This is a genomic window from Mammaliicoccus sp. C-M13 (assembly GCF_022386845.1).
Classification (GTDB): Bacteria; Bacillota; Bacilli; order Staphylococcales; family Staphylococcaceae; genus Mammaliicoccus; species Mammaliicoccus lentus.
The window spans coordinates 12,732-25,490 of record NZ_JAJNHQ010000011.1 but is presented as its reverse complement, the minus strand read 5'-3'; the positions used below and the strand labels follow the sequence as shown (position 1 = coordinate 25,490).

Sequence of the window (12,759 nt, the reverse complement as noted above, 5' to 3'; positions counted from 1 at the left end):
ATGTCTAGAAATATTAAAGCGAAAAAAGGTTTAGAAATAGAATGTAAAGGTTGGGAGCAAGAAGCAGTTTTGAGAATGCTTTATAATAATCTCGATCCAGAAGTAGCAGAACATCCTGAAAAATTGGTTGTATATGGTGGTATTGGTAAAGCAGCACGTAACTGGGAAAGCTTTGATGCAATTGTAGAAACGCTAAGAAGATTAGAAAGCGATGAAACAATGCTCGTTCAATCTGGTAAACCAGTTGCAGTATTTAAAACGCATGAAGAAGCTCCACGTGTGCTTTTATCTAACTCAGTACTTGTACCTAAATGGGCAAATTGGGAACATTTCCATGAATTAGATAAAAAAGGTCTCATGATGTATGGTCAAATGACTGCAGGTAGTTGGATATATATTGGTTCACAAGGTATTGTTCAAGGTACATTTGAAACCTTTGCAGAGCTGGCTAATCAACACTTTGGAGGTACGTTAAAAGGCACGATTACTTTAACTGCTGGATTAGGTGGAATGGGTGGCGCACAACCACTTGCCGTAACAATGAATGAAGGTGTTGTAATTGGTGTAGATGTAGACCCTTCAAGAATTGAGAAACGTATTGAAACACGCTATTGTGATATGATTACAGATTCTTTAGACGAAGCATTAGAAAAAGCAGAAGAAGCTAAAAATGCAGGAAAACCATTAGCTATTGGTTTAGTAGGTAACGCTGCAGAAGTTCATCACGAAATATTAAATAGAGGATTTAAAATTGATATCGTCACTGACCAAACATCAGCACATGATCCACTAAATGGCTATGTACCAGAAGGTTATTCTTTAGAAGAAGCTGATAAATTACGTGAAAATGATCCTAAAGAATATGTTAAATTGTCTTCTGCATCTATGAAAAAACATGTTGAAGCTATGTTAGCTTTTCAAGAAAAAGGTGCAATAGCATTTGATTATGGAAATAACATTAGACAAGTTGCTTTCGATGAAGGTTTAGAGAATGCCTTCAACTTCCCAGGCTTCGTGCCAGCTTACATTCGACCATTATTCTGTGAAGGTAAAGGACCATTTAGATTTGCGGCGCTCAGTGGGGACCCTAAAGATATCGAAAGAGCAGATCAATTAATGAGAGAGTTGTTCCCTGAAGATAAAAAGTTAATGCGTTGGTTAGATATGGCAAGTGAAAAAATTGCATTCCAAGGATTACCTTCAAGAATTGCGTGGTTAGGTTACGGTGAACGTGCAAAAATGGGATTAGCATTAAACGAGTTGGTTAGAAATGGTGAAATATCTGCACCAATCGTAATTGGACGAGATCATTTAGACTCAGGTTCTGTAGCTTCACCAAATAGAGAAACTGAATCAATGAAAGATGGTTCTGATGCAGTAGGTGACTGGGCAATATTAAATGCTCTTGTTAATACAGCAGCAGGTGGCTCATGGATTTCAGTTCATCATGGCGGCGGAGTAGGTATGGGTTATTCATTACATGCCGGTATGGTTGTTGTAGCAGATGGTAGTGAACGTGCAGATAGACGTTTAGGACGAGTACTTACGACAGATCCGGGTATGGGTGTAGTAAGACATGCAGACGCAGGTTATGAAACTGCGATAGACACAGCTAAAAATAAAAACGTAGATATTCCAATGTTAAAGGAGACAGAGAACAATGAATGATATTTTAATTCAAAACATAGGTGAATTAATTTTACCTAAGAAGACAGAAGGCCCACTAAAAGGCAAAGAATTGAATGATTTAAAAATTGTTAACAATGGAACAGTTGTCGTTAAAGATGGCAAAGTCGTATATGCAGGAGAACATACAGAAGAGTATGAAGCGAAAGAAGTGATAGACGCGACAAACCAAGTCGTGTCTCCTGGATTAGTAGACGCACATACGCATTTAGTATTTGGTGGCTCTAGAGAACATGAAATGGCGCTAAAACAACAAGGTGTAAGTTACTTAGATATACTTAAACAAGGTGGAGGAATCTTAAGTACAGTTGAGTCTACAAGAAACGCTTCAGAAGAAGCATTATATAATAAATCGAAAAAAGAAATTGTTAGAATGATTCAATTTGGAACTACAACAGTTGAAGCTAAAAGTGGTTACGGTTTAGATAAAGAGACTGAATTAAAGCAACTTGATGTTGCACATCGTTTAGAAGAAAATACACCAATTAGAATGAAACATACTTTCTTAGGACCTCATGCAGTACCTAAAGATGCAAAAGATAATGCTACTTTCTTACAAGAAATGATTGATTTATTAGATGATGTGAAAGATAAAGCTGACTTTGCTGATATATTCTGTGAAACAGGCGTATTTACAGTAGAAGAATCAAGACGCTATATGCAAGCAGCTAAAGATAAAGGATTAAAAGTTAAAATTCACGCTGATGAAATTGATCCGTTAGGTGGTCTAGGCTTAGCAATTGATGAAGGTGCGATTTCTGCAGATCATTTAGTTGCTTCAAGTGAAGAAGATAAACAATCATTAAATAATAGCCAAACAATCGCTGTGTTATTACCTGGCACAACATTCTACTTAGGAAAAGACCAATACGCAGATGCAAGGGGTATGCTAGATAATAATGGTGCAATTGCTATTGCTACTGATTTTAACCCAGGTAGTTGTGTAACCGATAATTTACAACTTGTAATGAGCATCGCAGCACTAAAATTAAAATTAACACCAAACGAAATTTGGAATGCTGTTACCGTCAATGCTGCAAAAGCAATTGATGCTGAAGCGGGTACAATTGAAGCTGGTGATCAAGCTGATATAGTTGTATGGGATATTCCAAATCATGAATATTTACCATATCATTATGGCGTAAACCATGCTCAAATAGTTATTATTGATGGTAAAAAAGTCTATGAAAACACTGGACTTATTACCGAATCTTAATTATTCCTTGAAAAGGTCATAGCCATTTGGTATATTTAGGTTAATTTAATAACTATATTGTTTAGGAATAAGTAATTTAAGCGGGTATGTATAGAGAGCTTGTGGTTGGTGCAAACAAGACATGAAACTTAAATGAATCTATCCTTTTTAAGAAGAACAATCGGTTTAAACCGTTATATGACTTAGAGTGCAGTCTATTACAGACTGTTAAATAGGGTGGCAACGCGTAAGCACCACGTCCCTTGTGTAATAACAAGGAACGTGGTGCTTTTTTTCTTAAACAATATAGAAAATAGGGAGGAAACATTATGTTAGATATTAAAATGATTAGAACTGAACCTGAATATGTAAAAGAAAAAATCGCTAAAAGAGGCGACGATCCATCAGTAGTAGATGAAATATTAGAATTAGATAAAGAACGCCGTGAACTTATTGTAAAAACAGAAGAACTTAAATCACGACGTAATAGAGTAAGTGGAGAAATTGCTCAAAAGAAACGCAATAAAGAAAATGCTGACGACGTTATATTAGAAATGCGTCAAGTCGGAGATCAAATTAAAGAAATTGATCAATCATTAAACAAATTAAATGATGATGTAACTTACAAATTAGTAAGAATTCCTAATTTAATTAGTGATGAAACACCTGTCGGTAAAGACGAAGATGATAATGTTGAAGTACGTAAATGGGGCGAACCAAGAACATTTGATTTTGAATCTAAAGCACATTGGGACTTAGTAGAAAATTTAAAAATGGCTGATTTTGATAGAGCAGCTAAAGTATCAGGTGCACGTTTTGTCTTCTTAACTGGTAAAGGAGCACAACTTGAAAGAGCATTAATGAACTTTATGGTTACAATGCATACGACACAACATGGTTATACAGAAATGATGGTTCCTCAATTAGTAAATGCTGATTCAATGTTTGGAACAGGGCAACTGCCTAAATTCGAAGAAGACTTATTTAAAGTTGAAAAAGAAGGACTTTATACAATTCCAACAGCAGAAGTTCCTTTAACGAATTTCTATCGTGATGAAGTGCTTCAAAATGAACAGTTCCCTATCAAATTCACAGGACAATCAGCTTGTTTTAGAAGTGAAGCGGGTTCTGCAGGCCGCGATACAAGAGGTCTCATTCGTCTACATCAATTTAATAAAGTAGAAATGGTGAGATACGAGCGTCCTGAAGATTCATACAATGCATTAGAAGAATTAACTAACCATGCTGAAAAAGTACTTCAAGCTCTAGAACTTCCTTATCGTACAGTTAACCTATGTACTGGAGATATTGGCTTTGGAAGTGCAAAAACATATGATATTGAAGTTTGGTTACCAAGCTACAATGATTATAAAGAAATTAGTTCATGTTCAAATATGACAGATTTCCAAGCAAGAAGATCAAATATTAGATTTAAACGTGATAAAGATTCTAAACCAGAATTTGTACACACTTTAAATGGTAGTGGGTTAGCAGTAGGACGTACATTTGCTGCTATTGTTGAGAACTATCAAAATGAAGATGGTACAATTACTGTTCCTGAAGTATTAGTACCATTTATGGGTGGTCAAACTGTAATAGAATTATAAATGTGTGAAACAGTATAAAAAGGGTAATCATATTAATGGTTACTCTTTTTTTAGATTTAACTTGAATATAATTTTTATATCTGGTATACTTAGTATACAAAATAAATAAAGGGAGTTATGACACATGACTAATTTCAATTTCGACAAAGTACACAGTAGTTTAGAATTTACAGTAAAACACTTAATGGTATCTCGAGTTAAAGGTACTTTTGATGATTATGATGTAGAAGTTACTGGTGACGTAAATGATTTATCATCATTAAAAGCTAAAGTAACAATTAAAGCACATTCAATTAATACTAATAACCCTGATCGTGACGCACACTTAAAATCAGCTGATTTCTTTAGTGCAGAAGAAAATCCAAATATTACTTTCGAATCTAAATCTATAAGTGAAGATTCAGTAACTGGTGATTTAACAATTGCTGGTACAACACATGAAGAAACATTCGATTTAGAATTTAATGGAGTAAGTAAAAACCCATTAAACGGAGAAACAGTTACAGGATTTGTAGTGGATGGTAAAATCGATCGTGAAAAATATGGCGTATCATTTAACCAAGCATTAGAAACTGGTGGCGTAATGATAGGTAAAGATGTTAAATTCGAAGCAAGTGCTGAATTTAGCTTAGGAGAATAATATAAATAAAAGAATGGTAGCTCTTTGAGCTGCCATTCTTTTATTTATATAAGGATTATTAATTGTCTTAATATTTCGTCAAATTATATTGCTAAACTTAATTTGATATGATAAAACTAATACATATAAAAAACAAAAAAGAGGTAAGTCACACTGAGGTTAGACAAACGTTAGACTAACCTTTGAAACTATCTCCTTGAGAATGGAGGTATTATAAGTGCAGGAATCTGCAAGCATACATAAATCCTTGTTTTTACAAGGTGTTAAAGATTGTATACCAACAATGCTCGGTTATTTTAGTGTTGCGATAGCTTTTGGAGTAGTTGGTGTGTCATCAGGTTTATCCATTTTAGAAATTGCATTGTTATCCATTTTTGTTTATGCAGGTGCTGCTCAATTTATCATTTGTGCGCTTGTAGCTATCCAATCTCCTATATCTGCTATTTTCTTAACAATATTCTTTGTGAATTCTCGTTTATTCTTACAAAGTTTAGCTTTAGTACCACCCTTCAAAAACAATAGTTTGTGGTCAAATATTGGAATTGGAACTCTTGTAACTGATGAATCATTTGGTGTAGCTATTACAAAGTATGCAAAAGAAAAATCTTTAAATGCTACATGGATGCACGGGCTTAACATTTCAGCATATATATTATGGGTTACAACTTCGATATTAGGTGGTTTAATAGGTAATCTAATTCCAAACCCAGAAATGTTCGGATTAGACTATGCATTGTCAGCAATGTTTATTTTTCTATTAGTTGCTCAATTCGAAACGATACAAAAAAATAAAATAATTTATCATTTGTGGCTCATATGTTTAACAATTTTTTGTATGTTGTTATTTACGTTATTTATGCCAACGTTTCTTTCTATTATATTAGCAACATTAGTCGCTTCAATTACAGGGGTGGTGTTTGATAAATGACGATATCAATGTATTTACTACTCATTACAGCTGGGTGTTTCATTATGACATGGGTTATAAGAGTAGCGCCGTTTGTTCTATTATCAAGATTTGAATTACCGGCTGGAATCATTAAATGGTTACAATTTGTGCCGGTTTGTTTATTTACAGCACTTATTGTAGAAGGCATGTTAAATCAAGAAGGATCAACAGGATATCAACTTAACTTAGAAAGTGTTTTTGTTGCAGTACCAACTGTCGTTATTGCATTTGTCACGCGTAGTTTAACAATATCTGTTTTAGCAGGGATGTTGATTATGGCTATTGTAAGATTTGTCTTTTAATAACAAAGTATAAGTTATTGAAAGACCATTGCTTTTCTAGTATTCTTAATATTAATTACATAGTAAAGCTTATTCAGAGAAGTTGAGGGATTTGGCCCGATGAAACTTCAGCAACCGGTCACCTTAGATACGGTGCTACGACCAACGAGTCTACTCGCATAATAAGAATGATGAGAACTTCTTACTTCTTTAACGAGTAAGAAGTTTTTCTATTATATAAGAGGGGGTTAGATAAGATGATTTCTCGTGAAACAGGTTCAGTAGAATTAGGTCGATTTGAAACAGAATCAGGAGAAGTGATTGATAACTTAAAGCTTCAATATGAGCATGTCGGTTATAAGGGGCAACCGCTTGTTGTTATCTGTCATGCATTAACAGGTAACCATTTAACGTATGGAGATGATGAGCATCCAGGTTGGTGGAGAGAAATTATCGATGGTGGTTATCTGTCTATAAATGATTATCAATTTATAACTTTTAACGTTATAGGTAGCCCATTTGGGTCGAGTTCAAAATTAAATACACCCCATTTTCCAGATACTTTAACGATGAGAGATGTAACTAAAGCTAATATATTGGCTTTGAAACATTTTGGTTATGAAAAAATTGATGTTCTAATTGGTGGTTCATTAGGTGGCATGCAGTCTCTCGAAATTTTATATGACGGGTCAATTGAAGTAAAGAAAGCCGTTATTTTAGCGGCAACTGAAAAGACATCATCTTATAGCAGAGCTTTCAATGAAATTGCAAGACAAGTTATTCAAATGAATGGTCAAGACGGATTAAGTATTGCAAGACAATTAGGCTTTTTAACTTATCGTTCAAGTAAAGATTATGAAGCAAGATTCTCAGCAGATGATGTTGTCAGTTATCAAAAATATCAAGGTAATAAGTTTAAAAATAGCTTCAATAAAGATTGTTATCTCACTTTATTAGATGTATTAGATAGCCACGATATATTTAGAGGACGAAATGATGTTGAAGAACGATTAAAACAAATAGATACAAAAGTATTAACACTAGGGTTCACTGATGACTTATTATATCCAGATGACCAAGTAAAATCACTCGGTCGATTCTTCAAGTACCACAGACATTTCTTCGTGCCAGATAATGTTGGGCATGACGGATTTTTATTAAACTTTGGAGATTGGGCACCATATGTTTATCATTTCTTAAAATTACATAAATTTAAAGCACGTTAAGTCGTTAAAAAAGTCACCTACATTGTTTTAAAGTATAAAAATCTGTAAAATAGAGAAAGATGTTTAAAATAGATTGGGAAGTGAAAATTTTGTCTTTTAAAGTCGATATAAAAGCGACAATTATTTCAATAGTTTTACTAATGTTAAGTATGGTTATTATTAACTTTTTACCACCTTTAGCATTTGTAATACTACCGTTCATTACAATACCTGGAACAATACTTTGGTATCGATCAAAACCGTCGTTTTTTGTGACAGTTGTAGTGGCATTATGCGCAACCGTATTACTTAGTAACGTATATTTATTAACTGTCATGACACTGATGATTTTTATGAGTGTATTTATTGGACAATTATTAATAGAACGTACATCTAAAGAACGTATATTATATTTAGTAACAGCATTTATGAGTGTATTAACAATTGCTGGTGTGTTAATCATGCAATTAACGGGAAAACTACCACTAACAAGTAATGTTTTTAATGAATATTATGATGTAATCGTGTCTTATTTTGAAATGAGTGGTAATTTCAGTACAGAAATTCAAGAATCTCTTCAAGCTTCAATTGATATATTACAAGCTAGTATTCCTGGGTATATTATATTATGGGTATTTTTATTAGTACTTGTTAATTTACTCGTGACTTTCCCTATATTGAGAAAGTACAAAATCGCAACACCGGTATTCAGACCATTATTTATGTGGCAAATTAAAAGTAGTGTCGCTTTCATTTTTGTAATCACAGTACTCGTTAGTTTATTCGTAACGAAAGACAATGTTGTGATGTATGGCATAGTCACTAACTTACAGTTTGTGTTAGAATGGGTTATATTTATCCAAGCATTATCCCTATTCCATTTATTTATAAAAGTAAAAAAATTACCTATAATTGTAGCTGTAATTATTTTCGTTCTTGCTTTTATATTTAAACCAATTGCATACTTATTTGGCTTAATGGACATATGGTTTAATTTAAAACAACGCATAAAAAAGTAAATTGAGGTGAGTTTATGAACCGTCAATCAGTTAAAAAAGCCCTAATATTTCCTTATATTATTATGATGGTCTTGGCTTTAGCACTGCTCGTTTTAAGTTTTTTAAATTCAATATTTTGGGCGATTATTGCGACGGTTATTACTGTAGTCCTATTTGCAGCGAGTGTTTACTTTATTAGAACCAGCTTTGCAAAATTAGATTTATACATCGGGAGTCTAGCGGGTCGTATTACCAAAAGTAAAACGAGTGCTGTGAGTGACTTGCCAATTGGCGTAATATTACTCGATAAAAACTATAATATTGAATGGATTAATAATTTTATTAGTAGACGTTTAGAAAGAGATGTATTAAACGAACCAATAAATGAAATATTTCCAAATATATTAAAAAGATTAGAAAATACACAAGAAGTAGAAATTGAAGAAGGATCATACAAATATAAAGTCACTTACACTGAAAATGAAAAATCAATTTATTTATTTGATATAACAGAAACTTCACGTGTATATGAATTATATGAAAATGAAAAACCTATCATCGCTACGATATTTTTAGATAACTATGACGAAATTACACAAAACATGAATGACTCACAACGTTCAGAAGTGAATAGTCTTATTACTAATGTAATTAATGATTGGTCAACTCGTTATGAATTGTATGTTAAACGTTATAGTTCGGATCAATTTATTGGATTGTTAAACAATAGTATTTTAGAAGATATAGAAGCATCTAAATTCAATCTGTTAGATGATTTGAGAGATAAGACAAGAGAAATTGGGCATCCGCTTACTTTAAGTATAGGTATTGGTGAAGGCAGTGAGAACCTAATAGAACTTGGTGAACTATCTCAATCAAGTTTAGATTTAGCTCTTGGTCGAGGTGGAGACCAAGTTGCCATCAAGAACTTTAACGGTAACGTAAGATTCTATGGTGGTAAGACTGACCCAATGGAAAAACGTACAAGAGTACGTGCTCGTGTTATTTCTCATGCGTTAAGAGATATCTTAATCGAAGGTGACAAAGTCATTATCATGGGTCATAAATCACCAGATATGGATGCGATAGGTGCAGCTATTGGTGTTTCTCGTATTGCTAAAATGAATAATTTAGAGTCTTATATCGTATTAAATGATTCAGATATTGATGATACATTACAACGTGTTATGAGAGAAATTGATGAGAAACCAGACTTGAAAGAAAGGTTTATCACATCAGAAGAAGCATGGCATGAGATGACATCTCGTACGACATTAGTTGTCGTTGATACGCACAAACCAGAACTTGTAATAGATGAGAACTTATTAAATAAAGCAAATAGAAAAGTAGTCATAGATCACCATAGACGCGGGGAAAGTATTATTTCAAGTCCACTGCTTGTCTATATGGAACCTTACGCAAGTTCTACAGCAGAACTTGTAACAGAGTTGCTAGAATATCAACCGACAGAACATCGTTTAACAAGAATTGAATCGACAATTATGTTGGCGGGTATCATTGTAGATACACGTAACTTTACGTTAAGAACCGGTTCAAGAACATTCGATGCTGCGAGTTTCTTAAGAAGTCATGGTGCAGATACAATTCTTTGCCAGCACTTCTTGAAAGATGATATAGATACTTATATTAAGCGCTCAGATTTAATTAAGACAGTTAAACTATTCCGTGGTGGCGTAGCAATTGCACATGGTGATGAAGAACAAATTTATCATCCTGTTACAGTTGCACAAGCTGCAGATGAACTATTAGGATTAGAAGGTGTAGAAGCTTCATATGTTGTAGCTAAACGCTCAGAAGACACAGTTGGTATTTCAGCTCGTTCTTTAGGAGAAGTGAATGTACAACTAACAATGGAAGCTCTAGGTGGAGGCGGCCATTTATCAAACGCTGCTACACAAATTAAAGATTCAACAGTAGAAGAAGCAATCGAAAAACTTATTGAGGTTGTTGAAACAGATGAAGAAGGAGTGGAAGAATAATGAAAGTTATTTTCACACAAGATGTTAAAGGAAAAGGTAAAAAAGGAGAAGTTAAAGACGTGCCAGTAGGTTACGCTCAAAACTTTTTAATTAAACATAATTATGCTGTAGAAGCGACAGCAGGAAATATGAAACAATTAGAACAACAAAACAAACGACAAGAAGAAATCAAACAACAAGAAATCGATGATGCTAAAGCATTAGCAGATAAATTAAAATCATTAGAAGTTGAAATTTCTGCTAAAACTGGTGAAGGCGGTAAGTTGTTCGGTTCTGTTAGTACAAAACAAATCACACAAGCTTTACAAAAACAACACGACATTAAAGTTGATAAACGTAAAATGGATTTACCGAACGGTATTCACAGTTTAGGTTACACAAACGTACCAATTAAACTTCATAATAAAGTTTCAGGTACATTAAAAGTACACGTTGTAGAAGAATAACAGATTATATAAAATAGGTCGGTATTTGATTTACCGACCTATTTTAATGCGTTATAATAAATAATATTAAAAATGGAAAGGAGTAATCAGTATGGATGGTATGGATAATATGATGAATCCACGACAAATGCCTCATAATATAGAGGCTGAACAATCTGTTATCGGTGCAATCTTAATTGATCCTGAACTGATTAACTCAACAGGTGAAACATTAATACCTGAAGCTTTCTATCGAGCTAATCATCAACATATATTTAGAGCTATGTTGATGTTAAATGAACAGAATAAGGAAATTGATTCAGTTACCCTGATGGATGAATTAGCAGCTGAGTCTTTGCTAGAAGAAGCTGGTGGACCGGCTTATTTAGCTGAATTAGCAAACAATGTACCAACAACTAGAAACGTTCATTTCTATATAGATATTGTGTTTAAACATGCTGTTAAGCGTCAATTAATTCGTGTAGCAGATAGTATTGCTGAAGATGGGTATAATCCAGAGCTTGATTTAGAGTCACTATTAGGTGATGCAGAGAAGAGAATTTTAGAGATATCTGCTACTAGAGGGACAGAAGGTTTCAAAGATATTAAAGATGTTTTAGGTATTGTGTTCGATAATGCTGAACAGTTAGATCAAAATAGTGGTCAAACCCCGGGGATACCAACTGGATATCGTGATTTAGATCAGATGACAGCAGGTTTTAACCGCAACGATTTAATTATTATTGCTGCGAGACCTTCTGTAGGTAAGACTGCCTTCGCATTAAATATTGCCCAACAAGTTGCTACTCACGAGAACTTATTCTCAGTCGGTATATTCTCATTAGAGATGGGTGCAGACCAGCTAGCGACACGTATGATTTGTAGTACAGGTAACGTAGACTCTAATAGATTGCGTACTGGTTCTATGACGGAAGAAGACTGGAGTAGGTTTACAGTAGCTGTTGGTAAATTATCACGTACTAAAATATTCATCGATGATACACCAGGTATCCGTATCACTGACATAAGAGCTAAGTGTAGAAGATTAAAACAAGAACACGGATTAGACATGATTGTGATCGACTATTTACAGTTGATTCAAGGTAGTGGTTCACGTAGTTCTGATAATAGACAACAAGAAGTATCAGAGATTTCACGTATGCTTAAAGCTATTGCGAGAGAATTAGAATGTCCTGTTATCGCATTGAGTCAGTTATCTCGTGGTGTTGAACAACGACAAGATAAAAGACCGATGATGAGTGACATTCGTGAATCAGGTTCTATCGAGCAAGATGCGGATATTGTGGCTTTCTTATACCGTGATGACTATTATTCTCGTGGTGGAGAAGATGAAGATGGTGAAGCGGTAGATGCAGGTGCACAAGATGAAAACGGTGAAATAGAAATTATTATCGCAAAACAACGTAACGGCCCGACAGGAACCGTTAAATTGCACTTCATGAAACAATATAACAAATTTACAGATATAGATTATCAACATGCCGGTATGGAATTCGGATAAAAAAAGTTTTTAACCCAAAAGACGTACATTTATTATGACTTTGTAATAAATGTACGTCTTTTGTTTCGTGAAATGACAGTTAATTATTGTTTCGTTTGTGTTTTGAAGCATATAATTTTCAGGATAAAACCTTGTAACTACCATGGTTAAAGCTTTCTTAATGCAAATTTTTAGAATATTAAAATGTAAATTAACACCATAAATTAATGTTCGTTTTTAGTTTGCATTTTAAGTATAGGACTGATAGAATA

At 33.8% G+C, this 12,759-nt stretch carries 11 protein-coding genes, 1 riboswitch and 1 other annotated feature; all 11 genes read left to right on the top strand.

The genetic code is table 11. The features are described 5' to 3' along the window. The 11 genes from hutU to dnaB all read left to right on the top strand — a co-directional run bounded on the left by hutU (position 1) and on the right by dnaB (position 12,508). Positions 1-1,668 (top strand): urocanate hydratase, encoded by a 1,668-nt coding sequence (gene hutU, locus LQ615_RS09705; protein WP_064204305.1) that lies wholly within the window; start codon positions 1-3, stop codon positions 1,666-1,668. Next, positions 1,661-2,902 carry an imidazolonepropionase gene (gene hutI, locus LQ615_RS09700; protein WP_064204306.1) on the top strand — a complete coding sequence of 414 codons (1,242 nt, stop codon included), beginning with the start codon at positions 1,661-1,663 and terminating at the stop codon, positions 2,900-2,902. Before hutU ends, hutI begins: the two co-directional genes overlap by 8 nt. Before the next feature lie 48 nt (positions 2,903-2,950). Further along, positions 2,951-3,148: a binding site (T-box leader), on the top strand. A 62-nt stretch (positions 3,149-3,210) separates the two neighbouring features. Next, positions 3,211-4,488 carry a serine--tRNA ligase gene (gene serS, locus LQ615_RS09695; protein ID WP_064204307.1) on the top strand — a complete coding sequence of 426 codons (1,278 nt, stop codon included), beginning with the start codon at positions 3,211-3,213 and terminating at the stop codon, positions 4,486-4,488. Between the two features lie 124 nt (positions 4,489-4,612). Further along, positions 4,613-5,128, top strand: a complete 516-nt coding sequence (locus LQ615_RS09690) for a YceI family protein (protein ID WP_016999167.1) — start codon at positions 4,613-4,615, stop codon at positions 5,126-5,128. A 217-nt stretch (positions 5,129-5,345) separates the two neighbouring features. Next, positions 5,346-6,056, top strand: a complete 711-nt coding sequence (locus LQ615_RS09685; protein ID WP_082894572.1) for an AzlC family ABC transporter permease — start codon at positions 5,346-5,348, stop codon at positions 6,054-6,056. Next, positions 6,053-6,379, top strand: a complete 327-nt coding sequence (locus LQ615_RS09680) for an AzlD domain-containing protein (RefSeq protein ID WP_016999165.1) — start codon at positions 6,053-6,055, stop codon at positions 6,377-6,379. Before LQ615_RS09685 ends, LQ615_RS09680 begins: the two co-directional genes overlap by 4 nt. Before the next feature lie 66 nt (positions 6,380-6,445). Then, positions 6,446-6,547, top strand: a riboswitch (SAM riboswitch). A gap of 68 nt (positions 6,548-6,615) precedes the next feature. Then, entirely contained in the window at positions 6,616-7,584 is a 969-nt protein-coding gene (gene metX / locus LQ615_RS09675; RefSeq protein WP_016999164.1) for a homoserine O-acetyltransferase MetX, read from the top strand. An 80-nt stretch (positions 7,585-7,664) separates the two neighbouring features. Beyond that, positions 7,665-8,582: a DUF2232 domain-containing protein gene (locus tag LQ615_RS09670; RefSeq protein ID WP_231051118.1), complete on the top strand. Its 918-nt coding sequence runs from the start codon at positions 7,665-7,667 to the stop codon at positions 8,580-8,582. A 14-nt stretch (positions 8,583-8,596) separates the two neighbouring features. After that, a complete protein-coding gene (locus LQ615_RS09665) occupies positions 8,597-10,561 on the top strand; it encodes a DHH family phosphoesterase (RefSeq protein ID WP_064204309.1) in 1,965 nt (654 codons plus the stop codon). Then, on the top strand, positions 10,561-11,007 hold the full coding sequence (gene rplI, locus LQ615_RS09660; RefSeq protein WP_064204310.1) for a 50S ribosomal protein L9: 447 nt from the start codon (positions 10,561-10,563) through the stop codon (positions 11,005-11,007). Before LQ615_RS09665 ends, rplI begins: the two co-directional genes overlap by 1 nt. 100 nt (positions 11,008-11,107) lie before the next feature. Next, positions 11,108-12,508: a replicative DNA helicase gene (gene dnaB, locus LQ615_RS09655; protein ID WP_026023617.1), complete on the top strand. Its 1,401-nt coding sequence runs from the start codon at positions 11,108-11,110 to the stop codon at positions 12,506-12,508. Positions 12,509-12,759 lie beyond the last annotated feature (251 nt).